This is a genomic window from Kribbella sp. CA-245084, from assembly GCF_050942355.1.
Lineage (GTDB): Bacteria > Actinomycetota > Actinomycetes > Propionibacteriales > Kribbellaceae > Kribbella.
In genome coordinates this window covers 2,189,650-2,215,381 of the sequence record NZ_CP192053.1, presented here as the reverse complement: position 1 = coordinate 2,215,381, position 25,732 = coordinate 2,189,650, and the positions used below count along the sequence as shown (strand labels likewise).

The following is a 25,732-nucleotide window of genomic DNA, read 5'->3' as shown; positions in this document are numbered from 1 at the left end:
GTACAAGCACCCTCACGTTCCGTCAGGTGTTGTCGGTTAGCCAGGTTAGGAGGGGTTTGGTGGATTGCCAGTCGGTGCGGATCTGGGTGGCTAGGTCGGGGGTGTGGATGATGGGCTCGAAGCCGTAGGACTTGGAGACTGTGAGGGACTTGTGGCGGAGTAGGTCTATGCGGGGGTGGTCCGGGTCGTAGCCTCGGGGGCTGGTTTTCAGTTTGTCGCCGCCTACGGTCCAGCCGGCTCGGGTTAGTTTGGCGAGGAGTTTCTCGAGTTGTTTGCCTCGGCGGTCGTCGTCGATGGCGGTGCGGACCCTCGCGAGGCGCTCGGAGGTTGCGTCGTAGAAGCCGGCGGCTACTCGTACGCCGGGGGCGGAGACCTGGACATACCAGCCCGTCGCGGGAGCCAGGTCGATGAACGCGCCCTGGTGGGTCTTGTACGGCGTCTTGTCCTTCGCGAAGCGGACGTCGCGGTACGGGCGGAACAGCTTCGCCGTACCGAACTCCTCCTCGAGCTCCGCGAGCAGCGCGGTCATCGGTGCGCGGACCGACTCCTCGTACACCTGCTTGTGCGCCGTCCAGAACGACTTGGTGTTGTCCATTTCGAGATCGTCGTAGAAATCCAGCGCCGCCGCCGGAAAACCGGTAAAACTCATGCGGCAACGATAGTTCGCCCGACAGAACGGACAGACACCCCCATGCGCGCGATCCAGGTCACCCAGTTCGGCGGTCCCGAGGTCCTCGTCCCGACCGAGCTCGACCCACCGGTCGCCGGACCGGACCAGCTCCTCGTCGAGGTGACCGCCGCCGGCGTGAACTTCGCGGATACGCATCGCACGGACGGTTCGTACCGCGGCGGCGTCAAGCTGCCGTTCGTCCCCGGTGTCGAGATCGTCGGACGCACCGACGCGGGTCGCCGCATCCTCTCCCCCATCTTCGAGACCGGTGGCGGGTACGCCGAGTACGCCGTCGCGCCGGTCGATCGCGCAGTCGACGTACCGGATGCAGTCAGCGACGGGCAGGCGCTCGCGCTGCTTATCCAAGGACTGACCGCCTGGCACGCGCTGAAGAACAGCGCGCGGCTGAGCCCCGGCGAGACTGTCCTGGTCAACGCAGCCGCAGGTGGCGTCGGGTCGCTGGCCGTTCAGCTCGCGAAGTACTTCGGAGCCGGGCACGTCATCGCGACGGCATCGACCGACGCCAAGCGGGAGCTCGCCCTGGAGCTCGGCGCGGATGTTGCCGTGGACAACAACCCCGACGGTTACGCCGAAAGAGTGCTCAAGGCAACCGATGGCGTCGACGTCGTACTGGATTCGACCGGTGGGGCAACGATGCTGGCCGGACTCGAATGCCTCAACGGGTTCGGCCGATTGGTGAACTACGGCAACGCCGGCCGCGAAGGACGACCGTCCGTCGATCCCAGTGCGCTTGCCCAGCGCAACCTATCGGTCGCCGGCTTCTGGCTCGTCCCGGCGATGGATCTCCCCGGCGGGTACGCCGAACCGCTGACCGAGCTCCTCGCCCTGACCGCTGCCAAGAAGCTCAGCCCGCTCGTCGGCGCGGAGTACCCGCTCGAAGAGGCGCGTCGGTCCCACGAGGACCTCCTGGCCCGCCGTACCACCGGCAAGCTGATCCTCAAGCCCTGAAGAACGCCCCGATGTCGGCGGCCAGCACGGAGGGCTGTTCGAGAGCAGCGAAGTGGCCGCCGTGCGGATGGCTTGTCCAGCGGACGACGTTGTCGGTGCGAGCGACCTTGTGCCGCAGCGGGATGAAGTTCTCGTGCGCGAGGTCGAGCAGCGCCGTCGGCGTACGGGATGGCTCGGCCGGCTGACCCCAGTACGACGCGTGCGCGCGCTCGTAGTAGATCGCGCCCGCCGATCCCGCGGTCCGGGTGAGCCAGTAGAGCATCACGTTGGTGAGCAGCGCGTCGCGGTCGATCGGTGACGCCGGATCCGACCAGGTCGCGAACTTCTCCGCGATCCACGCCAGCTGCCCGACCGGCGAATCCGTCAACGCATAAGCCAGCGTCTGCGGTCGCGTCGACTGCAGATCGGCGTACCCCTGCTGCTCCGAAGCGAACGCTTGCTGACGACGCCACGACGCCCACGTGCGTTCCTGCTCAGCCTGATCGAGCGGCGCAAGCTCCTCCGGCGTCGGCTCTGACGTAGCGCCCGCACCAGGGATGAGATTGAGGTGTACGCCGATCACGCGCTCGGGGTCGATGCGCCCGACCTCGCGCGAAATCGCCGCACCCCAGTCGCCGCCCTGTACGCCGTACCGCTCATAGCCGAGCCGTGTCATCAGCTCGGTCCACGCGCGGGCGACGCGCTTGAACTCCCATCCCGGCTCGCCCACCGGCCCGGACAGCGTGAACCCCGGGATCGTCGGGATCACCAGGTGGAAGTCGGTCAGCAGCTTCGCGACCTCGGTGAACTCGACGACCGACCCCGGCCACCCGTGGGTGAGAACGAGCGGGACCGCCGCCGGGTCCGACGACGGAACATGCGCGAAATGGACCTGAGCCCCGTCGATCACAGTCGTGTACTGCGGCCACTCGTTCAACCGCGCTTCAGCGGCGCGCCAGTCGTACCCGTCCCGCCAATAGGCAACCAGGTCTTGGAGATACGCCAACGGGACGCCGCGAGACCACTCCGCGCCGGGCAGCTCAGCGGGCCAACGCACTAGGTCCAAACGCCGACGGAGGTCGTCCAGCTCGCTCTCCGGCACATCCAGCCGGAACGGTTCGATCGTCATCCCGGCACCCTGCCACAGCCGAGCAGATTGCTTCAGGCGACGACCTTCGCGTGAGTCCGATCGCGGACCACCTTGACCGCTACGGCGGCGATCAGGCACAGCACGCCGACGCTGATCACGATCGTGACCAGCGTGCTCGCACCGTTCAGCGCGTTGTCGCAGGCCATCGGCGTGATCCCGCCGGCCGGCTGGAACGCCGAACCGCAGCGGGTGCCACTGGCCGAGACCGAGCGGAACCCGAGCAGGCCGCCGACGAGCAGCAGCACCACCCCGGCCGCGCCGAGAATCTTGTTCAGCGTGATCACGGTCAGACCGGATCCGCTGGTTGTGGGCATGCCGACGGCACGCCCCGTGAGCCCCGTAGCACTTCGATCACTCCTGACTTCGACGGACCACCCAAGAATCGAACTTACGGTCAGGCCCGCGATGATCCCCACCCGAGCAGGCCGTCAGGACCGATTCTTCACAGAGTCCTTACTCAGAACATGACCGGCTGTGACGGTGATCTCAGATCAAATGAAAGTCACTGTCACTCGGAATCTTCTTCCATCGGCCGGCCGCAGAGAACTCTTGACAGCCGCGTCCGGGCGGCTTACTTTCGGACTAAATTTAGTCCTGAAGGAAGTGATTCGGTGAGCGGTCAGAGCCCTCGCGGTGGTGAGCTGGTGCCGTCCGGCATCGTCGTACTGCTCGGCACCCGTGGTCCCACGTCCCGGACCGCGATCGCCCGCAGCCTGGACCTGAGCCCGGCGACCGTCACGCAGGTGACGAAGGATCTGATCGCACGTGGGGTCGTCGAGGAGCTCGAGTCGGTCCCGTCGAACGGCGGCCGGCCGAGGCGACTTCTCGGTCTGGCCAGCCGGGCCGGCGTCGCACTCGGCGCGAAGGTCACCGCGGACCACGTCGCGGTTGTGACCGTCGAGCTCGACGGCACCGTTCGGTCGAGCCGGTCGCACGACTACGATCCGGCGGCCACCGACGCGCTCGACCGGCTCGGCCGGATCCTGACCTCGGAGGTCGCCGGGCTCGACGACGAGCTGCTCGGTGTCGGCGTCGGCGTACCCGGGTCCGTCGACTCGCAGGCATCCGGGATCGTCGACGCGCCGACCCTCGGCTGGCGAGCGATGCAGGTCGGGCCGATCCTGCGACAAGCCGTCGGTACGCCGGTGCTCGTCGACAACGACGTGAACACGCTCGCCGCGGCCGAACGCCTGTACGGGATCGGTCGCGAGCACTCGTCGTACCTGGTGGTCACGATCGGGCGCGGGATCGGCTGCGGGATCGTCGTCGACGGTGCGATCTACCGCGGCGCCAACGGCGGGGCCGGCGAGATCGGCCACATCCCGGTATGGGCCGCTGCCGACGAACCGGTCTGCACCTGCGGCTCGACCGGTTGCCTCGAGGCCTATATCGGCGCCGACGGTCTCGCCCGGACGGCGCGCGACCGCGGCGTGATCGGTCCACGCGGAACCCTCGCCGGACTGTTGCGCGCGGCAACAACTGGGGACGGGCCGGCCCGGGCGGTCTTCGCCGAGGCCGGCGAGCTGCTCGGCCGGGCACTGGCCGGCGTGATTCACACGGTCGACCCGGAGGTCGTCGTACTGCTCGGTGAAGGGGTGGACGGATGGGAGTTCTGGCAGAGCGGGTTCGAGCCGTCCTTCCGGCGGTCGTTGCTACCGGCACGCAAAAGCGTGCCCGTGCTGGTCGAGCCGTGGACGGAGGACCAGTGGGCCCGCGGGGCGGCGTCACTGGTACTGGCGTCACCGTTCGACGCCGCCGGGAACGGGGGCGAGCAGAGCCGACTGGTCCGCGCCCGGCTGGGAGCCTCGTGAGGGCGAAGAAACTGGGTTGGGTGCTGTTCTTCCTGCTGCCGAGCGCGATCCCGCTGGTCGCGTTCACGTTGGTGCCGATGGTGTCCAGCCTGTGGGTCAGCCTGCACAAGTGGAACCTGATCTCACCGATGCAGTGGGTCGGCCTCGACAACTACACCAACCTGCTGACCGACCCGACGACGCGCCAGGTCTTCCTGCACACGCTCGTCTACGTCGTCGGCTACCTCCCCCTGGTGTACGCCGGGGGGCTCGCGCTGGCGCTGGTGCTGAACCAGCGGTTGAAGGGCCGCGCCTTCCTGCGGGCGACGTACTTCCTGCCGGTCGTGACCAGTTGGGTGGTCGTGGCACTGGTCTGGAAATGGCTGCTGAACCCCGCGAACGGACTGGTCAACCAGATCCTCGGATTCTTCGGCGTACCCGGGCCCGGCTGGTGGACGGACCCGCACTGGGCGCTGCCGGCGGTGATCCTGTCCTCGGCCTGGAAGGATCTCGGCTTCGTCATGGTGATCCTGCTCGCCGGGCTGCAGTCCATACCGTCCGACGTGTACGAGGCCGCGCTGGTGGACGGCGCGAACGCGTGGCAACGGTTCTGGCGGATCACCCTGCCGCTGCTGTCGCCGTCGACGTTCTTCGTCGTGGTCATCTCGCTGATCAACGGCTTCCAGGTCTTCGACCAGGTGTACGTGATGACCGGCGGCGGCCCGTCGGGCAGCAGCCAGGTGGTCGTCGGGCACATCTACGACCTGACGTTCCGGTACGGACGCGCGGGTGAAGCCTCCGCGCTGTCCTGGATCCTGTTCGCGGTGATCCTCCTGATCACCGTGCTCCAGGTCCGTGGCCAGCGGAAGTGGGTGCACTATGCGTAGGTTCTGGCTGTACGCCGCGGTCGTGGTCGGCGCCGCCGTGATGCTCTTCCCGTTCCTGTGGACCGTGATCACCTCGATCACCCCGGACGGTTCCCTGGCCGACGGGCCGAAGCTGATCGTGCACAACCCGACCGTGGACGCGTACCGGACGCTGCTCGACGCGATGCCGATCTGGCGGATCCTGGTCAACTCGCTGCTGATCGCGATCGCCTCGACCGGGTTCCAGCTGATCACCGGATCGATGGCGGCGTACGGGTTCGCCCGCCTGCACTTCCCGTTGAAGAACGTGGTCTTCGGCTGCTACCTGGCCACGTTGATGGTCCCGCTGCAGGTGCTCGTCGTACCGCTGTTCATCGAGATGAAGACGCTGAACCTGCAGGACACGTACTTCGCCCTGCTCGCGCCGACCATCGCGTCCGCGTTCGGCGTGTTCCTGCTCCGGCAGGCCGTCAGCGCCGTACCGGCCGAACTGGACGAGGCGGCCACCATCGACGGCGCTGGGCATCTGCGCATCTTCACCACGATCGTGCTGCCGCTGATCCGGCCGGCTCTCGCGACGGTCGCGGTCTTCGCCTTCATGGGCAGCTGGAACAGCTTCCTCTGGCCGCTGGTGGTGATCCGGTCACCGGAGTTCATGACGCTGCCGCTCGGTCTGTCCACGCTGCAAGGCCAATTCACCACGCAATGGAACGTCGTGATGGCGGGGTCGGTCGTCTCGATCCTGCCGATCGCCGTCATCTACCTGCTCGCGCAGCGCCACATCATCGCCGGTGTCGCACACACCGGTATCAAGTAGGAGGGGAAACACCACCATGCGCCTCATCAAATTCGCGGCCGTCGGACTGACCGCCGCGCTCGCGCTGACCGCCTGCGGGCAGGGATCCGCGACCAAGCAGGCCGCCGCGCCGGAGGGCAAGTCGGTCGTGCGGTACATGAACTTCTCGTCGAACGACGGTCACGAGAAGGACCTGACCGCGATCGTCAACGCCTTCCAGGCAGCCAACCCGAACATCACCGTGCAGGTCGAGACTGTGCCGTACGCCGACTACTTCACCAAGCTGCAGACGGCGGTCGCCGGCGGCACCGCGGCCGACGCGTTCGAGCTCAACTACGAGAACTTCGTGACGTACGCGAAGAACGGCTCGCTGGGCGAGCTGAAGAGCGTCGACGCGTCGGTCTACAAGAAGTCGCTGTACGACGCCTTCAACTCCGACGGCAAGCAGTACGGCGTACCGGAGTCGTTCTCCAACGTGGTCCTGTTCTACAACAAGGCCCTGTTCAAGCAGGCCGGGGTGGCCGAGCCGACGGCCGACTGGACCTGGAAGGACGAACAGGCCGCGGCTGCCAAGCTCACCAACAAGGCGACCAAGGTGTGGGGCGACTACCAGCCTGTGTCGTACAACGAGTTCTACAAGGTGCTCGCGCAGAACGGCGGCGCGTTCCTGAACTCCGATCGCACCGAGGCGACGTTCAACTCTCCGCAGGGCGTCGAGGCGGCGAAGTTCCTGGTGGACAAGGTCGGCAAGACGATGCCGACCGAGGCCGACGGCGCCGGTACGCCGGACTTCGATACGAAGCTGTTCACATCCGGGAAGCTCGCGATGTGGCACACCGGGATCTGGATGTTCTCCGGGCTGGCCGGCGCGAAGTTCGACTGGGATGTGGTGGTCGAGCCCGGGAACACACAGAAGGCGTCAGCGATGTTCGCGAACGGCCTGGTGGTGAACGCGGCATCGAAGAACGCGGACGCGGCGCAGAAGTGGATCACGTATCTGTCGTCGTCCGACGAGACCACGAAGACGCGGCTCGCGTCGTCGTGGGAACTGCCGCCGATCGCCGACGAAAGCAAGCTGAAGAGCTACCTCGACCAGCCCAAGCCGGCCAACCGCGAGGCGGTCTTCACCGCGCTCGAGCAGCCGATCCTGCCTCCGGTCGTCGAACGTCAGCAGGAGATGCAGGACACCGTCACCCAGGAACTAACCGCTGCCGCGGCTGGTCGCAAGACGGTGGAGAAGGCTCTGGCTGACGCGCAATCCAAGGTGAACGGTCTACTGAAGAAGTGAAAGAAAGAACAGGGAAAGAAGCCCCCGCCCCCTCGCTCCGCTCGGGGGCGGGGGGAGGGGTGGCGCCCCTGCGCTCGGGGGCGGGGGGAGGGGCGGCGCCCCTCCGCTCGGGGGCGGGCATGCCAGGCCGCCAGCCCGTCCTGCACGAGGGAGGGGCGGTGCCGGCGGATGTGGAAAGGCTGCGTGAGTTGGCCGAGTACAGCCACGCGGTCATCACCAAGCATCAGCATGTTGGTGGGGCGTACCCGGCTGCGCCTGCCTTCTCGGCGTACCGGGGGTATGCGTGGTTGCGGGACGGATCGTTTACCGCGGAGGGGATCTCGCGGTACGGCGACGTCAGGTCGGCGGGGCGCTTCCACGACTGGGTGGACGGCGTACTGCGGAGCCGCCGTCGCCAGGTGGATGTGCTGTGTGCGGCGCACGCACGCGGGGAGAGGCCGGACGATGCCGCGATGTTGCCGACCCGGTTCACGTTCGACGGCGCCGACGGGTCGGATCCGTGGTGGGACTTCCAGACCGACGGCTACGGGATCTGGCTGTGGTCGCTGGTCAACCATGCGGCGCGGCACGGGCTGGAGCTCGACCGGTGGCGGGGCGGCATCGATGTCGCGGTCGATTACCTGGTCGCGTTCTGGGACCGCCCTTGTTACGACTGGTGGGAGGAGCACGTCGAGCAGCGGCACGTCTCCACACTCGGTGCGATCTACGGCGGATTGGTTGCCATTGCGCCGTACACCGACGTCGCCGTACTGGATGTTGCCGAGCGCATCCGTTCACTAGTGCTTGCTGAAGGCATCTATGACGGTCGGCTGACCAAGTGGCTCGGGACGTCGGCGGTCGACGGTTCGCTGCCGGCCTGTGTCGTCCCGTTCGGACTGGTCCAGGGCGAGGTCGGCGCGGCAACGCTGGCCGCGGTGGCCGACGACCTCGACGCGGACGGCGGTGTGCACCGCTTCACGGCGGATGTCTTCTACGGCGGCGGCCAGTGGATCTTGCTGTCCGCACTGCTCGGCTGGAATCTGGCTGCCGCCGGCGACACCGCCGGCGCGTGGCGACACCTCCGCTGGATCGCCGAGCAGGCCACGCCGGACGGCGAGCTCCCCGAGCAGGTCCCCCATCACCTGCTCCACCCCGGCTCCCGGGACGAGTGGATCGCCCGCTGGGGCACTGTCGCCACTCCCCTGCTCTGGTCCCATGGCATGTACTTGATCCTCGCCGACGAGCTCGGCGTGCTCCCCGAGAAGGTCTGAATGCTCATCCATCGCCCGTACGGCATCGAACATCCCTACGCCAACTCGCCCGACCAGCGGGTGCCGGTGCTCCCGCTCGTCGGGGAACAGGTCCGCCTGGGGGTGGTCGCTCCACCTGACGTCACCGCTGTCGTGTGCGAGTGGGGTTCGCTGACGCTCGACATGTCACGAGCCGAGACGGCGACGGCCGACGCGGCGGCGCTGGCCGGTGGCGAAGGCCATCTCAGCGAGGCGCAGGCGAAGTCGCTCGGCGCGGATGACGGTTGGTCGGTGGTGACTCCGCCGGTGACCGAACCGGTGCGCTACCGGTTCCGGAGCTCGGCCGGGACGACTGCCTGGTTCGAGGTCTCACCGGCGCGGTGGACACACGAAGGTGGCGAGCTGCGCGGCGGCGAGGGTCGCGTGACCGGCGTCGAGTGGCTCGTGTCCGCGGAAGGTGTCCATCGGGCCCGGTTCAGGCTGCCGTTGAGCGCCGGCGATCACCTGGTCGGCTTCGGCGAGCGGTACGACCAGCTGGATCAGCGCGGGAAGCAGCTCGACGCGATGGTGTTCGAGCAGTACAAGGCCCAGGGTGTGCACGGGCGAACGTACCTGCCGATGCCGTTCGCCCACGTCGTCAACGGCGGCTGGGGATTCCACTTGAGGACCTCCCGCCGGGCGTGGTTCAGCTCCGACGACTCGGGACTCACCGTAGAGGTTGCCCTGGGCGACGAACCGGTGGTTGACCTCGGCATCTACCAGGGATCGCCGACCGAGGTGCTGACCGCTTTCCTGGACGAGGTCGGCCGGGCGGAGGAGCTGCCGGACTGGATCTTCCGGTTGTGGGCCTCCGGCAACGAGTGGAACACCCAGGACCTGGTGATGGCCCGGATGGACACGCACCGGGAGCTGGAGATCCCGGTGGGCACGGTGGTGATCGAGGCCTGGAGCGACGAGGAAGGCATCACGATCTGGCGCGACGCGCAGTACGCCGTCACGTCGGACGGCACCGCTCACAAGGCCGCGGACTTCAGCTACCCGAAGGACGGCGCCTGGCCGGATCCCGGGGCGATGATCGACGAGTTGCACCGGCGGGGCATCAAGGTCGTGCTCTGGCAGATCCCGTTGCAGAAGAGCGAGTTCGACACCGGGCAGGTCGCCGCCGACGCCGCCGCGATGGTGCGTGCGGGGCACGCGGTCCTGGAGACCGACGGTACGCCGTACCACAACCGCGGATGGTGGTTCCCGAAGGCGCTGATGCCCGACCTGTCCGTGCAACGCACCCGGGACTGGTGGACCGAGAAGCGCCGCTACCTGGTCGAGGAGTTCGACGTCGACGGGTTCAAGACCGACGGCGGCGAGCACGCCTGGGGTCACGACCTGAGATACGCCGACGGTCGCCGTGGCGGCGAGGGAAACAATGTGTTCCCGGTGCACTACGCCCGTGCCTTCGGCGACCTGCTGCGGTCGGCGGGCAAGGCGCCGGTGACGTTTTCGCGGGCCGGTTTCACCGGTTCGCAGGCGCACGGCATCTTCTGGGCCGGCGACGAGGACTCGACCTGGGAGGCGTTCCGGTCGTCGATCACAGCCGGTCTGACCGCGGCGTCGTGCGGCATCGTCTACTGGGGTTGGGACCTGGCCGGCTTCTCCGGCCCGGTCCCGGACGCGGAGCTGTACCTCCGCGCGACAGCCGCGTCGACCTTCCTGCCGATCATGCAATACCACTCGGAGTTCAACCACCACCAGCGTCCTCTCCGCGATCGGACGCCGTGGCACGTCGCCGAGACCACCGGCGACGACCGTGTCATCCCGATCTTCCGCGAGTACGCCGTACTCCGCGAGCAGCTCGTCCCCTATCTGGCCGAGCAGGCTGCACGGACCATCGCCACCGACCGTCCGCTGCTCCGTCCGCTCTTCTTCGACCACGCGGACGACCCGGAGATCTGGAACCACCCGTACCAATACCGGCTGGGTGACGATCTGCTGGTCAACCCGGTCCTGGAGCCGGGCGTCACTACCTGGACGACGTACCTGCCCGAGGGCAGCTGGTACGACGCCTGGACCGGCGAGCCGGTGGCCTGCGGACTGGTCACCCGCGACGTGCCACTCGATGTCGTGCCGGTGTACACGCGAACACCCGGAGTGAACCTCAGCCGAGGCGTTCTTCCAGGTAGACCGTGATCTCGTCGCCCGGCTCCTTGCCGAGGAGGGTGCGCAGGTCGCCCTTGACGGGCAGTTTGTGGGTGCCGTCGCCGAGGGCCATGAACGAGCTCTCGAACGGATGGCCATCCATGGTTCCGCGGACCTTGACCAGGCCGCGCGTCCCGAAGTACTCGGCCGAACCCGGCATCTGCACGTAGGTCCAGCCGCCCTTGGCGTCGCTCTTGAGCAGCGGCGCGGTGAAGGTCTTGTCCAGCTTTCCGGTCTTCTGGCTCATGGTGAGCTCCTCTCTACACCTCTTGGTAGAGACTGCGGACGGGCTTTCGACATCCACCGGCCAACCTATTCTGGGGACTGTGCAGATGACGATCCGCCGGGCCGGGCGGGACGACGTACCGGCGGTGCTGGCCCTCCTCGACGGGGCGACCGAGTGGTTGGTCGCGCGCGGGCGAACCGACCAGTGGGGTACGAGGCGGCATTCGACCAGCCCGCGACGGGTCGCGCAGATCACCGGGTTCGCCGACGACGGCGGGCTCTGGGTGGGCGAGACCGACGGCCGCGTGGTCGGTGCCGTTGCGGTCGGTACGGCGCACGCGCACATCCCGCCGGTCGACGAGCCCGAGCTGTACGTGCGGCTCCTGGTGTCCGACCGCGCGTCCGCGGGCCAGAACATCGGCGGAATCCTGCTCGACCATGCCCGGAAGCTGGCCCGTGAGTCCGGCGTGGGCCTGCTCCGGGTCGACTGTTTCGCGGGCGGCGACGGCGCTCTGGTCCGGTACTACGAGCGGCAGGGCTTCACCCGCACCGAGCCCTTCACCGAGGTCAGTGGGTCGGAGGAATGGCGGGGCCAGGTGCTCGCCCAGCGGTTGTGATCGACCGATGTACGACGCCGTGCGCGTCGCTGCAGTGCGCCTCATCGGCGGCCGCGGTCGCGTGATCGACCTGGAGCGTGGAGTGCGTCAGGTGGTGCCGCTCGGCCAGCACCTGCTCGATCTGGATCCTGATCTGGTGACAGTCGAGGCCCTCGGCAACCAAAATGTGCGCGGACGCGGCCGGCTCGCCGGAAGTGATCTCCCAGACGTGCAGGTCGTGGACCTCGACGACGCCCTCGATCGCGCACAGCTCGGTGCCGAGCGCCTGCGGATCGATCGCGCTCGGCGCTGCCTCGAGGAAGATCCGGCCGGAGTCGCGGACCAGCCCGATGCCGGCTTTCAGCATCAGTACGGCGACCACGAGCGCGGCGATCGCGTCCGCCCGGGCAAACCCGGTCAGCAGTACGACGAGACCGGCGATCGCGGTGGCGATGAACGCGAACAGGTCGTTGAGGATGTGCTGGAACGCGCCCTCGACGTTCAGGCTGGACCGGTTCGCCTTGCTGATCAGCCAGGTGGCGAGCAGGTTCACCGCGATGCCGACCACGCCGGTGATCAGCACCAGCGCGCCCTTGACCTCGGGCGGATGAATCATCCGGCTGACGGCCTCGTACACGAAGTACGCCGCGAGCAGCAGCAGCGTGATGCCGTTGGCCTGCGCGGACAGGATCTCGACCCGCTTGAAGCCGTACGTGAATCCGCCCGCCGGCGGCTTCGCAGCCAGCCGGATCGCGAGCAGTGCGAGCGCGATGGCGATCGCGTCGGTCAGCATGTGCGCCGCGTCGGTGACCAGGGCCAGCGAACCGGCCGCGAACCCGACGATCACCTCGGCGATCATGAAGCCGAGGATCAGCGCGAGCGCTCCGCCGAGCAGCTTCTTGTCCGCGGCAGCGCCCACCGAGTGTCCGTGTCCGTGCCCGTGGCCCGCGCTCACGACTCGGACCTCTCCGGGTGGATGGCGTCCGTGTGTTCGGTGTGCGCGACGGCCAGGTCGACGAGCATCCGGACGTGCGCGTCGTCGAGGCGGTAGAACGCGTTCCGGCCGTCACGCCGTACCGAGACCACTCGGTGGGCGCGGAGCAGGCGCAGGGCATGCGAGGTCGCGGACTCGCTGAGACCGGTGATCGCGGCGAGATCGCAGACGCACAGCTCCCCGTCGAGCAGGGCGACCAGCAGCTTCAGCCGCCGCGGGTCGCCGAGCAGCCCGAAGACGTCAGCGGTATCGACGATGTCGTCCTCGCCGGGCATCCTGGCGTTGACGCTGGCCACGCGCTCAGGATTGACCAGGCGAACCCGACAATCGTCGATACCCTGCACATCTGCAGACTTGTTCATACGTCGAGATTAGAGGATCGACCGCCCCCCGCACAACTAACTGGTGAACGTCCCGGGCAGGAACAGGGTCGTGGTCTTCCCGGTGACGATGCCGCTCGCCCACTGGAGCGCCCCGACCCGCCCGGCGCCGTCGTTCTCGTTCAGTGCAAGCGAGAGCGCGACCGGGCCAGCCGGCTGACTCGCGAACCCGAGCGACGTCCACGGCACCTTCACGCGGTACGACGTGACGCCGTCTGCGCGCGTGATCGCCGCGGTCGCGCCGGGTGTGGTCCCGGTCGGGCTGCCGTCCGACGTACCGAACGTATAGACGGCGGGACCGGTTGGCAGCAACGCGGTGCCGAGCTCCGTCGCGGTCGCATTCTCGCCGGGCAGGCCGTTGCTGATCGCGAACTGCAGGCTGTCGCCGCGCCACAGGTTCGGGGCGGTTTCAGTCTGCGAGAAGACGTCGTCCGTGACGGCGGCGTTGATGGTCAGACCAGTTGCGTCGTACTGGAAGTTGGCCGAACCGGAGAGGTCGGCGGCGCCGCCCCAGGGTCGGGTGAAGGCGATCCAGCTGGCGTCGGTGGCGAGGTTGATCGAGCTCGCCGGAGTTGTTGCCGAAGGCACGATCGGGTCGAACGCCGTGGTGCCCTTCGCGGAGACTTTGTTGCCGTCGGACGTGGTCAGGTCGACCGTGTACGCGTAGGCCTTCCACGGCGCGAGTCCTGTGACCGGGATGCTGATCGTTGCCTTCTGCCCCGGTGCGATCGATTGTCCCGCGCCCGCCGTACCGTGCTGGCCGGCGATGGTCCAGCTCAGGTCCTGGATCGTCGCCGACGAACTGGCTCTCGTGTTGGTCAGCTCTACGCCGAGACCGGTCGGCGCGGAGGCTGTGAGCTGCGGGACGACCCGGACCTTCGTCGCCGGTTCGACACTGGTCCAGGCAACCAGGCGAGCGGTCGTCTTGCCGAGCCGGGAGACGGTCGCGACGACATGCCGCAGACCGAGCGTGTCGCTCGCCGGGACCGGGATCGTGACGGTGGTCTTCTTCCCGGGCAGCACCAGCGCCTGCTTGGTCTGACCAGCGACCGTCACCGTTGCCGGGCCGGCGTTGTGTACGGAGCCCTTGATCGTCACCGTGACCGCCGTCGGCTCCTGGGAGTTCGACGGGTCGGCGGCGGCGACCGTTGCCTGGGGCGTCGCGGTGACGGCGACGCCCGTGGCCGCACCCTTCACGAAGACCGGGTCCTGGTCGACGGTCATCGTGACCACGCCCGCGGTCGGCGTCAGCGTGGTCTTGTGGCCGTACATGTCGGTGACCGCGAGCGGGACGGTGGTATTGAGCTGCACCGTGGACGTTCCGGTGCCGGTCGACCAGAGCACGCGGGTGGTCGACGTACCGGAGCCGAAGCGGTACGAGTAGAGCGGCGCTGCCAACGTGTCGCGGCCGCTGTAGGCGAGGCCGGTCAGGGCGCGGATCGTGGTCGCCTTCGCGACCAGGCCCGGCTTCGGCGCCATGCCGGCGATCGGTCCGGCCGGTGCCTGCAGAAGGCCGAATGTGCTCTCCTTGTCGTCGAGGTTCGTGCCGTCGTTGAGCGCGTCGTACCAGTAGAACTGGCTGACGTTGTTCGCGATCATGATCGTGTCGTTGCGGATCGACTTGCGGGCCTGGTCGAGCATCGAGCCGCCGAAGCTCGCCGCGGTCGGGTAGCCCTCCTCGCTGATCCAGATCGGCTTGCCGGCGCCCCCGTGCGCGTCGGACTGGGTACGCAGGCTCTGGATCTGGGTGTCCAGATCGCCTTCGGGGCCGCCGAACGTGTAGATGTGCGCGTCGATCGTGTCCACGTAGGCCAGCCCGCCCAGCGACAGGATCTGGTCACGGAACGACGTGTCGCCCTTGTTCGGGCCGATGTCCGCGAGGACGTTCGCGTTCGGGTTGTCGGCATGGGTCTGTTCGTACGCCGCCTTCATCAGCTGGACGAAGCACGCACCCGTGATACCGCAGGCGCTGTCGTTGAAGCCGGGCTGGTAGTACTCGTTGTACGTCCCGATGTCGTTGGTCGTGCCTGCGAAGTGCTTCAGCCACCAGCTCTGGTAGCGGCCGTATGCCGCGAGGCCTTCCGGTGTGCTCGGCGTGTGACCGCCGTCGTAGAGCGGGTTGCGGTAGCCGGTGCCCAGCAGCGGAGTCAGACCGTTCGCCTTGGCGTCCGCGATCACCGCGTCCTCCTGCGGATCGACCGCGTAGTTGCCCGGTGAGCCGGACTCGATCCGCGGCCACTCGAGGCTTTCCCGGATGTGCGAGAAGCCGGCGAGAGCGAGGGTGCGGATCAGGGCGCTGCTGAGGTTGTAGTAGTGGTTCATGTGGGTGTTGACACCCCACTTGCCCTGTGGGGATTGGGTTCCGGCCGGGAGCGGTGGGATGACGGCCAGCGTCGTACCGACGACCGTGTCACCCGCGGTGAGGCGGAGGTTGTAGAAGCCCGGCCCGAGGTTTGCGACGTTGACCGAGCCGTTCGTGGTGTTGCCTGAGGCAACGGGCAGGTACTGGTCGTCGGTGATGCTCCAGGCAACTGACGACGCGGTCGAGGTGAGCGCGACGCTACCGGTCCCCTGCTGGAAGACCAGGCTCTGGTTGGTCACCGTGATGCCGGTCGTGTCCGCGAACGAGATGCTCACCGAACTGATGCAGACCGAGTTGATGACGCCACCAGGCGCATTCGCCATCAGCCGGATGTCGGCGCCGTTCGCGCGGTTCTGGAAGTTGACGTTGGACATCCGGAACTGCGTGCTCGCCCATGCCCCACTGCCTGGAAACGTGAACCACGGCAGCGGGGTGAAGGCGGCGCTGACGCTGTCGTACTGCGCTGTCAGCTGCTGGCCCGGGGTGTCGAAGTAGTTGACCGTGAGCACCGCGTCCGTTGCGCCGGCCGGGATCCGCGCCGCGTCGATGTTCAGGTAGATGTACTGGTCCTTGGGGTCGTTGCTCGTCTGCCAGCACGGCACTCCGAGCCTGGTCGACGCGGCGTGCTCCGGAGTCTTGTCCGCGTCGCCGGGCCAGGCGGCGATGCCGTCGGCGGCGACCGGATTGCTGAAGACGATCCCGGGATCACCCGCGGCCTGCGCAGGTACGGCGAGCTGGGTGGCGGCGAGCAGCCCGACCGCCAGCCCTGCCACGAGCTTCCGAATCGAACCGTGCATTGGCGGCCTCATTCCGAATCTACACGAGTAGGCGAAAGCGCTTTCGCAGATCACACACCGAACCCCGGCCGGCTGTCAACGGTTCGGTGCCCGAACAGTCGACCGACGCCTCAACCGAGAGTCAGCGGGCGGCCGACCACTTCTCTTCGATCCGGGCGTACTTCCAGATCGCCTGGGCGGTGATCCAGGTGAGGACGAACAGGCCGACGATCGCGTAGCCGACGTAGTTCAGGTCGACGCCGGCGATCGCGGCCAGCGGGCCGTGATCGATGTGCAGTTTGTCGGTGAGGATCGAGATCAGCTCGATGCTGCCGATCACCAGCGCGACTGCGACCGACAGGCCGGTGATCGTGATGTTGTAGTAGACCTTGCGGACCGGTTTCGCGAACGCCCAGCCGTAGGCGAAGTTCATCAGGCAGCCGTCGATGGTGTCGAGCAGGCTCATCCCGGCCGCGAACAGGATCGGCAGCGTCAGGACGGCGTACCACGGCAGGCTGAACGCGGCCGCGCCGCCGGCCAGCACCAGCAGGCTGACCTCGGTCGCGGTGTCGAAGCCGAGACCGAACAGGAAGCCGATCGGGTACATCTGCCACGGACGGGTGACCGCCTTGGTGACGCCGGCCAGGATGCGGTTCATCAGGCCGCGCTTGTCGAGGTGCTGCTCGAGCGACGCCTCGTCGTACTCGCCGGTGCGCATCCGGCGGAACACCTTGACGACGGCTACCAGTACGGCGAGGTTGAGCGCGGCGATCAGGTACAGGAAGACACCCGAGACCGCCGTACCGATGACGCCGGTGATCTGCTGCAGGCGGGACGAGTCGTCGGCGACCTGTCCGGCGAGCGTACGGACGCCGATCCCGAGCAGGAAGCAGAGCACGAACACCACGGTCGAGTGCCCGAGCGAGAACCAGAACCCGACCGACAACGGCCGCCGCCCGTCCGCCATCAGCTTCCGGGTCGTGTTGTCGATCGCGGCGATATGGTCCGCGTCGAACGCATGCCGCATCCCGAGCGTGTACGCCGTCACGCCGAGCCCGACCCCGAACACGCCGGCCGATCCGAGCAGGTAATGCCGCGGCGCCACGATCAGCGCCAGCACACCCCAACCGGCCAGATGCAACAGCAGCACGAACGCTGCCATCCCCAGGACCGACACCCACTCCCGCCGAGTCACTTCCCATCGCCTCACAATCCGCCAGTAAACGCCGCCGGGCTCAGCAGATGCAACCCAGTCGCAAGAACAACCGGTGTTCGGACCGTGAAGGCGAGCGGATGGGTCAGGCGAGGCCGAGGCGGTAGGCGTAGGCGACGGCCTGGGCTCGGTCGCGGAGGTTGGCTTTGGCGAACAGGTGGTTGATGTGGGTCTTGACGGTGGCTTCGCTGACGACGAGATGCCTGGCGATCTCGGTGTTGGACAGGCCCTCGGCAATCAGGCGGAGCACCTCGAGTTCGCGGGGCGTGAGACCGGTGTCGGTGGGCTCGGGCGGTTTGACGGTGGTGCCTTCGATCAGGCGGCGCTGGACCTCGGCGTCGACGATCGACTGACCGTTGGCTGCGGCCTCCAACGCGCGGCCGATCGACTCTGCGTCGGCGTCCTTGGTGAGGAATCCGCGGGCGCCGGCCCGGAGCGCGGACAGCACCGAGTCGTCATCGCTGTACGTCGTGAGGACGACGACCTCGGTCCGCGGATGATCCGCGCGCACCTGCCGGGTCGCCTCGACGCCGTCCATGGTCGGCATCCGGAGGTCGACGAGCAGCACGTCCGGGCCGTGCTCGGCCACCAACTGGACCGCCTCCTGGCCGTCCGACGCCGCCGCGACCACATCGATGCCGGGCAGCAGTTTGAGCAGCGTGACGAGCCCGTCCCGCACCACGGTCTGGTCGTCCGCGACCACCACTCGCACTGTCATGCCTTCACCTTGAGCTCGACTCGCCAGCCGGTGGATGTCGGCCCGGCGTCCACTGATCCGCCGACCAGGTCGGCCCGTTCGCGCATCCCGACCAGACCATAGCCGCCGGGCGCCGCGCGATCCGGTCGCTTGCCCGGCCTGTCCTCCACGGTCAGGCCGACCCTGTCGCCGTACGACAGCTTGACCTGCACCGGCGCACCCGGCGCGTGCTTGCGGGTGTTCGCCAGCGCCTCCTGCACAGTCCGGTACAGCGTGCTCATCACGTCAGCCGGCAGCTCCCGCGGCGTACCTTCCACGTCGAACTCCGCCGTCGCCCCACTCTCCAGCCGGTACGCCGTGACGAGGTCGCCGAGCGCCCGTACGTCGGGAACCGCGTCCTCCCGCAGCGCCGCGACCGCCCGCCGCGCTTCGGCCAACCCATCAGCTGCCAGCCCCTGCGCGCGCGTCACCTGCTCGACTGCCTCCGCCGACGCGCCGTCCCGCACGAGCATCAACCGCGCACCCTGCAGACTGAGCGACAACCCGGCCAGCGAATGAGCGAGTACGTCGTGCACGTCGCGCGCGATCCGCGCTCGCTCGGCCAGCGCCGCGGCCCGCTCATGCTCCTCGATCGCGGCCTGCTTACGAGCCAGCGACACCTCGAGGTCCTCCAGCTGCTGCTCCCGGTTCCGCCGGTTGACCGCGGCCAGGGTCAACGCGACCACGCCGAAGGCCGCCCCGATCGCACCCGGCGCCGAACGCGTAGTGATGTACAGCGGCACGCTTCCACCGATGATGGCGATCGACACGACGATCCACTCGAGCAGCCCGGCCCGGTAGTAGCGGACCGCTATCCGGCTGACCCAGAACGGGACGAAGAGCATCACGCTCTGCGGGAGGGCGTACCACAGCAGCGACCCGGCGATCGCGAACGCCAGCAGGGCGTAGGCAGTCCGGCCGGGCGGTTCGCCGTACCTCAGCCGGAAGAGCGAGATGTTGCTGGCGACAACGATCACGCCGAGGGCGACGATCACGCCGTACGGCAGGCGCTGCTGGTCGTTGTCCCGGCCGGCGAAGGCGACCGTGACGATCGTCAGGACGGCGGGGACCGCCCGCAGCAGCAGACCAGGCACGGAGGAAGTCCGCACCTGGTCGGCAAGCCTGGAGCTCATGCCCTCATCATGCCCGGATCAGACCCGTTCGGCGGCGAAGGGGATGTTCATCGCCAGCGAGCGGCGGTAGATCATCGCGCTCTGGGCGGCGAGCGTGACGCCGATGGTCAGCGCCAGGGTCGACGTACCGAAGCTGTTGTGCGGCCAGAGCGCGGCGGAGGCGAACGACGTACCGACTCGGAGCGCGATCGTCACCAGCCAGAGCACGAGCGTCGCAGCGGTGCCCTTCTGGAACAGGCCCTGGTCGGTCGGCGAGAGCCGGACGCTGGCACCGCGGGCGACACCGAAGCCGGCGAGCACAACACTGTCGAGGGCGAGGAAGGCGAGCTCACCGGACGTCGCGTTGTGCACGGCCGACGAGAGCGAGAGCAGGCCGACGCCCAGCAGGATCACGGGCATCAGGAACAGCGACTTCTGAGTGACGAGCGAACCGGTCACCTGCCGGCCGATCACGCGCACCAGCACCAGCAGACCCACCAAGATACCGATCACGGCCGACATTTCTGTGGTTCCTTTCGAGGAATTGTTGTTGATGACAACACTCCTCGGAACCGGCCGCCCGAACGTCAGCCCGGAGGTGAGACCCGGGTGGAACCCGAGCCTCAACCCCAGGGTTGACTCATGCGAGCGACACCAGCTCCAGGTAGTCGTCGGACCACAGATCCTCGGTCGCGTCCGGCAGGATCAGCACTCGATCCGGACGGAGCGCCTCGATCGCGCCCTCGTCGTGCGTGACCATCACGATCGCGCCCGGGTAGCTGCCGACCGCGCCCAGGACCTCGTCCCGCGACACCGGGTCGAGGTTGTTGGTCGGCTCGTCCAGCAGCAGCACGTTCGCGCTGGAGTGGACCAGCCCGGCGAGCGCGAGCCGAGTCTTCTCGCCGCCGGACAGTACGCCGGCCGGCTTGTCGACATCGTCGCCGCTGAACAGGAACGAGCCCAGCACGTTCCGGACCTCGCCGTCGGTCAGCCCGGGTGCGACCGCCGCCAGGTTCTGCCGGACGGTGCCGGCCAGGTCGAGCGTGTCGTGCTCCTGGGCGAAGTACCCGAGCCGCAGGCCGTGACCGGGTACGACGCGACCGGCGTCCGGCTGTTCGCGGCCCGCGAGGAGCCGGAGCAGGGTCGTCTTGCCCGCGCCGTTCAGCCCGAGGATGACGACCCGGCTGCCCCGGTCGACGGACAGGTCGACACCGTTCAGGACCTGCAGTCCGCCGTACGCCTTCTTCAGGCCGACGGCCGACAGCGGGGTCTTGCCCGACGGCGCCGGTGCGGGCAGGCGGATCTTGGCGACGCGCGCGGACCGGCGTACCGGCTCTAGGTCGGAGAGCAGCTTGTCCGCGCGACGGGCCATGTTCTTGGCCGCCATGGCGGTGCTGGCACCGGCCTGCATCTTCGCCGCCTGGGCGTGCAGGACCGCGGCCTTGCGTTCGGCGACGGCACGCTCGCGCTGCCGGCGCCGCTCGTCGACTTCCAGCTGTTCGCGGTATTTCTTCCAGCCGGTGTTGTGGATGTCGATCGTGAGCCGCTGCGGGTCCAGGTGGAAGACCCGGTTGACCGTTGCCTTGAGCAACTCGGTGTCGTGGCTGATCACGATCAGGCCGCCGGCGTACGACTGCAGGAACTGCCGCAGCCAGAGCACCGAATCGGCGTCGAGGTGGTTGGTCGGCTCGTCGAGCAGCAGCATCTCATGCTGCGCGAACAGGATCCGGGCCAGCTCGACCCGGCGGCGCTGACCGCCGGACAGGTGACCGACCGGCTGTTCGAGCGCACGGTTGGGCAGGCCGACACCGGCCGCGAGCCGGGCCGCCTCCGCTTCGGCCGCGTAGCCGCCGCCGGCCTGGAAGGCTGCTTCGGCGCGGGCGTACGCCGCCATCGCCTTCTCCTGCGCCTCGCCGGTCGCGGTGCTCATCGCGGTCTCGGCCGCGCGGAGATCCCGTACGGCGGTGTCGAGGCCGCGGGCGGACAGGATGCGATCGGTGACGGTGATCGCGGGATCGGCCGCGCGCGGGTCCTGCGGCAGGTAGCCGACGGAGCCGGTCACGGCGATGGTGCCCGCCGCCGGGCGACGTTCGCCGGCCAGCGTGGTGAGCAGGGTGGTTTTGCCGGCGCCGTTGCGGCCGACGAGCCCGACGCGGTCGCCCGCACCGACTGTGAACGAAAGATCGGCCAGCAGCAGCTGAGCGCCGACACGAATATCAACACCGCGAGCGGTGATCATGATGGTTACTCTCCGTGATTACTAGTAGACGCACTTCACCTGTCAGATGGAGTGCGCCAGCTAGACACAGAGGCAAGTAGCCATGCCCCCAGAGTAGCCGGGGGCCGAAGAACCGTCAGCTGCTTTTCGCGGGGAGCTCGACGATGAAGCGGGCGCCGCCGCCGGGGCGGGTGGTTACCTGGATGGTGCCGTGGTGCCATTGGACGTGCCGGGCGACAATGGCCAGGCCCAGGCCTACGCCGCGGCCTCGGCCGGAGGTTTCGCCGCGGCCGAAGCGTTCGAAGATGCGGGTGCGGTCCTCGGCGGCGATACCGGGTCCGGCGTCGTCGACGGTGATGATGACGCCCAGACCGCCGGCCTCGACGCCGACGCCCTTGCAGCCGCCGGCGTGGTCCTCGGCGTTCTCGACCAGGTTCGCGATCACCCGCTCGAGCCGGCGTTTGTCGGCTTGCAGCGTGAGCCCTTCGGCTTCGGGCTCGACCGTGGTCACCTCGCGTCCGGCGGTCGCGTCGGCCGCCGCGCGAACCAGGTCGGCGATCCGGACGATCTCCCGGCTCCCACGGTCACCGCCGTCGTCGCGGGAGATCTCGAGCAGGTCGATCACCAACCGGCGGAAGCGATCCAGGTCGTCGCCGAGCAGTTCGACCGGCTCCCGTACGGCGGCCGGCAACTCAGCGCGATGGTTCTGGATCAGCTGCATCGAGTTGAGCATCGTCATCAACGGCGTCCGCAGCTCATGGCTCACATCACCCGCGAACCGCGCGTCGGCCGCCACCCGGCGTTCCAGCGCCGAAGCCGTCTGGTTGAACGAACGCGCCAGCCCGCCGAGATCCCGGTCCTCCTCGGCCAGCAGCCGCGCGTCCAGCTTGCCGCGCGCGACCGCGTCCGCGACCCGGGTCAGCTCTGCCAGCGGCCGCAGCGCCAGCGTGCTCGCCAGCCGCCCGACCGCGAGCCCGACCAGCGCCGTCGCGATCGCCGCCGCGATCAGCGTGAGCTTCAGCTTCAGCAGCGTGTTGTCGAGAGCCGTCAGCGGATGCCACTCGAAGAACGCCTCTTCCGGACGCCCGATCGGTACGCCGACCGCGAGCACCGGCTGACCGCTGACCTCGATCCGGCGACTTACGACGGTCCCGTCGAGTGCTGTCTGGATCAGGTCCGGCGGCAGGTCGGACGGCTTGCCGGTCAATGCGTGCCAGTGGCCCTCGAAGTACATCATCGACGCCGCAGCATCGGAGGACGGCAGGCTGTTCAGCAGGTCCATCACCTGCACGCCGGGCACTTTCTCCAGGCTTTCGCACTCGCCCCGGATCCGCGCCGGGTTGCACGGCTGCGGTACGCCGAACAGCCCGTACCGCAGGGCCGCCGCGTTGTCCGCCGTCACCGCGACCGCCGACGAATCCCGCTGGTTGTTGAGGTAGTCGGAGACCACGCCCCAGGTCACGATCGCCAGGACGGTCGACAGCACGAGCGCTAGCAGCCCGTACGCCAGCATGACGCGATTCCGCAGGCTGAACCGTCCCAGCAAGGTCAGCTCACCAGTCGGTAGCCCAGGCCGCGGGCGGTGACGAGATGCTTCGGGCTGGCCGGGTCGCGCTCGATCTTCAGCCGCAGCCGGCGGATATGGACGTCGACGATCCGGCTGTCACCGAAGTACCCGTAGCCCCAGACCTTCGACAGCAGCTGCTCGCGGCTGAGCACCTTGCCCTCGGCGCCGGCCAGCTCGGCCAGCAACTTGAACTCGGTCCGCGTCAACGGCAGCGCCTCGCCGTCCCGCGTCACCTCGGCACCCGGTACGTCGATGCGCAGATCGCCGATCTCGACCAGCTCGGCCTGCCGCGCGTTGGACGGCTCGACCCGGCGGAGCAACGCCCGGATCCGCGCCGACAGCTCCTTCGCGACGAGCGGTTTGGTCACGTAGTCGTCCGCGCCGGCCTCCAGCCCGGCGACCACGTCGTGGCTGTCGGTCCGCGCGGTCACCATGATCACCGGTACGTCGCTGGACCGCCGGATCTCCCGGCAGACGGTGAATCCGTCCCGGTCGGGCAGCATCAGGTCCAGCAGCACCACGTCCGGCGGCTCCCGGCGCAGCGCGGCCAGGGCGTCGTACCCGTTGGCCGCTTCCGCCACCTCGTAGCCCTCGTCCTCCAGGGCAAGTCGCAGTACCCGCCGGATCCGCGGCTCGTCGTCGACCAGCAGCAAGCTGTGTGCCACGGACCCAGTGTCGCTCACGGACGGGCGCAATGGCCGTTACGGCTGTCATGAATCCGTCATGTTCGGGCGGGCGGCGATTGACATCTGTTTGACGGTTGCGTGACCGCGGTTCCGGCTGGGCCCGGAAGTCCTAACTTCGGCGCTATCGAGTCCCGGAGGAGGACCAATGGCCAGAAGACGGCTGGCGGCGCTATCCCTTGCCGCCGCCGCGAGCATAGTGCTCGCGGCTTGTAGCAACGGCGGTGGAACAGTATCCGGATCCGGAGGTTCTGCCGGCACCCCCGTCAGCGGAGGCACCCTGAACATCCTTGGGGCCGGCGATGTCGACTACATGGATCCCAACCTCAGCTACTACGCCGTGGGCTATCAGAACCTGCGGATGTGGAGCAGGCAGCTGTTCACCTACCCGGCGGATCCGGGTGGCAAGAACACCACCCCGGTCGCCGACCTGGCCACCGAGCTCCCGACCGTCGACAACGGCGGGGTGAGCAAGGACGGCAAGACGTACACGTTCAAGATCCGGCCCGGCGCCAAATGGAACACCTCGCCGGCCCGCCAGGTGACCGCGGCAGACATGGTCCTCGGCGTGAAGCGCACCGCCAACCCGGTCCAGCCGTTCGGCGGCATCCCGGACTTCGCCGACCTGATCGTCGGCTACAAGGCGTTCGCCGACGGGTTCGCGAAGGCGCCGAAGACGATCGCCGGGATCAAGGACTACATCGACAAGACGCCGCTCCCGGGCGTCGAGGCCAAGGACGCCACGACGGTCGTCTTCCACCTCAACCAGCCGGCGGCGTACTTCACCGGCATGCTGACGCTGACGGCCTTCTCCCCCGCCCCGGTCGAGTCGCTCAACTACCTGCCGGCCAGCACCGAGCTCGGTAACCACTTCCCGTCCGACGGCCCGTACAAGGTCGACTCCTGGGTTCCGACCAAGTCGATCTCGTACTCCCGCAACTCCGCCTGGGACCCGGCCACCGACCCGGTCCGGAAGGCGTACGTCGACAAGATCCTGGTCAACGAGACCGTCACGCAGGACTCGGTCCAGCAGCAGCTGCAGACCGGATCGCCGTCGGCCGACATGGAGTTCGACGTCGCGCCGCCGCCGTCCCAGCTGCCCGCGCTGCAGGCCAAGAAGGACCCGAACCTGAACATCGGTGACACGGCGAGCTCGAACCCGTACGTCATCTACAACACCGCATCGCCGAACAACAACAAGGCGTTGCAGAACCCGAAGGTGCGGCAGGCGATCAGCTTCGCGATCAACCGCGACCACATCCTGCAGGTGCTCGGCGGCAAGACGCTCAACCCGCCGCTGACCCACGTGCTGCCGGACGTGATCCTCGGCTCCAAGCAGATCGATCCGTACCCGTACAACCCCGACAAGGCCAAGCAGATGCTCGCCGAAGCCGGGTTCCCGCACCTGACGCTGAAGTTCCTGTACCGCAACGCGACCGAGGGCAGCAGCAAGTCCTTCCAGACGATCCAGCAGGACCTGTCCAAGGTCGGCATCACGGTCGTCGGCGTGCCGTCGCCGAACGCGGACTTCTACGTGAAGTACCTGCAGGTGCCGACCGTCGCCCAGCGCGGCGTCTGGGACCTGTCGCTGGCCGGCTGGGGCGCCGACTGGTACGGCAACGCGGCACTGTCGTTCTTCAACCCGCTGTTCTCCGGTGAGCCGTCGTTCCCGCCGGTCGGCAGCAACTTCGGGCTCTACAACGACCCGGAGACCAACACGATGATCAAGCAGGCGATCGCGGCGCCGACCGACGACCAGGCCGCCGACCTGTGGGCCAAGGCCGACGCCCGGGTGATGGAGCAGGCCGCGTTCTACCCGCTGACCAGCAACAAGCAGGCGAACTACCACGCCTCGCAGGTCCACAACGCCGTCTATGTCCCGTCGATGCAGAACTACGACCCGACGAACGTGTGGCTGTCCAAGGACAAGCAGGGCGGCTGAC

General features: G+C 68.2%; 23 protein-coding genes. 9 read left to right on the top strand and 14 right to left on the bottom strand.

The genetic code is table 11. From position 1 onward, the window contains the following. Nucleotides 1-22: 22 nt before the first annotated feature. Nucleotides 23-649: a DUF2461 domain-containing protein gene (locus tag ACQPYH_RS10830; protein WP_432889640.1), complete on the bottom strand. Its 627-nt coding sequence runs from the start codon at nt 647-649 to the stop codon at nt 23-25. Nucleotides 650-691: 42 nt separating this feature from the next. Here ACQPYH_RS10830 and ACQPYH_RS10825 point away from each other — a divergent pair, with 42 nt between their 5' ends. Then, nucleotides 692-1,639: a quinone oxidoreductase family protein gene (locus ACQPYH_RS10825; protein ID WP_432889638.1), complete on the top strand. Its 948-nt coding sequence runs from the start codon at nt 692-694 to the stop codon at nt 1,637-1,639. Here the strand turns inward: ACQPYH_RS10825 and ACQPYH_RS10820 are convergent. Next, nucleotides 1,629-2,747 (bottom strand): epoxide hydrolase family protein, encoded by a 1,119-nt coding sequence (locus ACQPYH_RS10820; RefSeq protein WP_432889636.1) that lies wholly within the window; start codon nt 2,745-2,747, stop codon nt 1,629-1,631. The genes ACQPYH_RS10825 and ACQPYH_RS10820 overlap by 11 nt on opposite strands. 32 nt (nt 2,748-2,779) lie before the next feature. Beyond that, a complete protein-coding gene (locus ACQPYH_RS10815; RefSeq protein WP_432889634.1) occupies nt 2,780-3,082 on the bottom strand; it encodes a hypothetical protein in 303 nt (100 codons plus the stop codon). Nucleotides 3,083-3,379: 297 nt separating this feature from the next. Here ACQPYH_RS10815 and ACQPYH_RS10810 point away from each other — a divergent pair, with 297 nt between their 5' ends. The 6 genes from ACQPYH_RS10810 (at nt 3,380) to ACQPYH_RS10785 (ending at nt 10,918) form a co-directional block, all read left to right on the top strand. Then, nucleotides 3,380-4,579: an ROK family protein gene (locus tag ACQPYH_RS10810; RefSeq protein WP_432889632.1), complete on the top strand. Its 1,200-nt coding sequence runs from the start codon at nt 3,380-3,382 to the stop codon at nt 4,577-4,579. Next, nucleotides 4,576-5,445, top strand: a complete 870-nt coding sequence (locus ACQPYH_RS10805; protein WP_130445037.1) for a carbohydrate ABC transporter permease — start codon at nt 4,576-4,578, stop codon at nt 5,443-5,445. The genes ACQPYH_RS10810 and ACQPYH_RS10805 overlap by 4 nt, the downstream gene beginning before the upstream one ends. After that, nucleotides 5,438-6,241: a carbohydrate ABC transporter permease gene (locus ACQPYH_RS10800; protein ID WP_432889630.1), complete on the top strand. Its 804-nt coding sequence runs from the start codon at nt 5,438-5,440 to the stop codon at nt 6,239-6,241. Before ACQPYH_RS10805 ends, ACQPYH_RS10800 begins: the two co-directional genes overlap by 8 nt. Nucleotides 6,242-6,257: 16 nt before the next feature. Beyond that, nucleotides 6,258-7,508, top strand: coding sequence for an ABC transporter substrate-binding protein (locus ACQPYH_RS10795; protein WP_432889628.1), 1,251 nt, complete (start codon nt 6,258-6,260; stop codon nt 7,506-7,508). 158 nt (nt 7,509-7,666) lie between these two features. Then, nucleotides 7,667-8,758: a glycoside hydrolase family 15 protein gene (locus tag ACQPYH_RS10790; protein ID WP_432889626.1), complete on the top strand. Its 1,092-nt coding sequence runs from the start codon at nt 7,667-7,669 to the stop codon at nt 8,756-8,758. Further along, nucleotides 8,759-10,918 (top strand): TIM-barrel domain-containing protein, encoded by a 2,160-nt coding sequence (locus ACQPYH_RS10785; protein ID WP_432889624.1) that lies wholly within the window; start codon nt 8,759-8,761, stop codon nt 10,916-10,918. Here ACQPYH_RS10785 and ACQPYH_RS10780 read toward each other — a convergent pair. Next, complete coding sequence (locus tag ACQPYH_RS10780; RefSeq protein WP_130445032.1) at nt 10,887-11,174, bottom strand: DUF1905 domain-containing protein; 288 nt, start codon at nt 11,172-11,174, stop codon at nt 10,887-10,889. The two genes, ACQPYH_RS10785 and ACQPYH_RS10780, sit on opposite strands and share 32 nt — an antisense overlap. Nucleotides 11,175-11,259: 85 nt before the next feature. On the opposite strand from ACQPYH_RS10780, the gene ACQPYH_RS10775 reads away from it, so the two are divergent. Beyond that, the gene (locus ACQPYH_RS10775) at nt 11,260-11,769 is read left to right on the top strand and encodes a GNAT family N-acetyltransferase (RefSeq protein ID WP_432894374.1); all 510 of its coding nucleotides are present in this window, start codon (nt 11,260-11,262) and stop codon (nt 11,767-11,769) included. Here the strand turns inward: ACQPYH_RS10775 and ACQPYH_RS10770 are convergent. The 10 genes from ACQPYH_RS10770 to ACQPYH_RS10725 all read right to left on the bottom strand — a co-directional run bounded on the left by ACQPYH_RS10770 (nt 11,720) and on the right by ACQPYH_RS10725 (nt 23,771). Further along, the gene (locus tag ACQPYH_RS10770) at nt 11,720-12,667 is read right to left on the bottom strand and encodes a cation diffusion facilitator family transporter (protein ID WP_432889622.1); all 948 of its coding nucleotides are present in this window, start codon (nt 12,665-12,667) and stop codon (nt 11,720-11,722) included. The genes ACQPYH_RS10775 and ACQPYH_RS10770 overlap by 50 nt on opposite strands. 32 nt (nt 12,668-12,699) lie before the next feature. Further along, nucleotides 12,700-13,104 (bottom strand): ArsR/SmtB family transcription factor, encoded by a 405-nt coding sequence (locus ACQPYH_RS10765; RefSeq protein WP_130445030.1) that lies wholly within the window; start codon nt 13,102-13,104, stop codon nt 12,700-12,702. Between the two features lie 36 nt (nt 13,105-13,140). After that, nucleotides 13,141-16,281: a sugar-binding protein gene (locus tag ACQPYH_RS10760; RefSeq protein ID WP_432889620.1), complete on the bottom strand. Its 3,141-nt coding sequence runs from the start codon at nt 16,279-16,281 to the stop codon at nt 13,141-13,143. A 121-nt stretch (nt 16,282-16,402) separates the two neighbouring features. Then, entirely contained in the window at nt 16,403-17,455 is a 1,053-nt protein-coding gene (locus ACQPYH_RS10755; protein ID WP_432889618.1) for a HoxN/HupN/NixA family nickel/cobalt transporter, read from the bottom strand. Between the two features lie 103 nt (nt 17,456-17,558). After that, entirely contained in the window at nt 17,559-18,191 is a 633-nt protein-coding gene (locus ACQPYH_RS10750; RefSeq protein WP_432889616.1) for a response regulator, read from the bottom strand. Next, on the bottom strand, nt 18,188-19,342 hold the full coding sequence (locus ACQPYH_RS10745) for a sensor histidine kinase (protein ID WP_432889614.1): 1,155 nt from the start codon (nt 19,340-19,342) through the stop codon (nt 18,188-18,190). The genes ACQPYH_RS10750 and ACQPYH_RS10745 overlap by 4 nt, the downstream gene beginning before the upstream one ends. Nucleotides 19,343-19,360: 18 nt before the next feature. Further along, nucleotides 19,361-19,843, bottom strand: coding sequence for a hypothetical protein (locus ACQPYH_RS10740; protein ID WP_432889612.1), 483 nt, complete (start codon nt 19,841-19,843; stop codon nt 19,361-19,363). 118 nt (nt 19,844-19,961) lie between these two features. Next, entirely contained in the window at nt 19,962-21,560 is a 1,599-nt protein-coding gene (locus tag ACQPYH_RS10735; protein ID WP_432889610.1) for an ABC-F family ATP-binding cassette domain-containing protein, read from the bottom strand. A 115-nt stretch (nt 21,561-21,675) separates the two neighbouring features. Then, nucleotides 21,676-23,085 (bottom strand): HAMP domain-containing sensor histidine kinase, encoded by a 1,410-nt coding sequence (locus tag ACQPYH_RS10730; RefSeq protein WP_432889608.1) that lies wholly within the window; start codon nt 23,083-23,085, stop codon nt 21,676-21,678. Nucleotides 23,086-23,087: 2 nt separating this feature from the next. Next, complete coding sequence (locus ACQPYH_RS10725; protein ID WP_432889606.1) at nt 23,088-23,771, bottom strand: response regulator; 684 nt, start codon at nt 23,769-23,771, stop codon at nt 23,088-23,090. A 331-nt stretch (nt 23,772-24,102) separates the two neighbouring features. Between ACQPYH_RS10725 and ACQPYH_RS10720 the strand changes: the two genes are divergently transcribed. Then, nucleotides 24,103-25,731, top strand: coding sequence for an ABC transporter substrate-binding protein (locus tag ACQPYH_RS10720; protein WP_432889604.1), 1,629 nt, complete (start codon nt 24,103-24,105; stop codon nt 25,729-25,731). Nucleotide 25,732 lies beyond the last annotated feature (1 nt).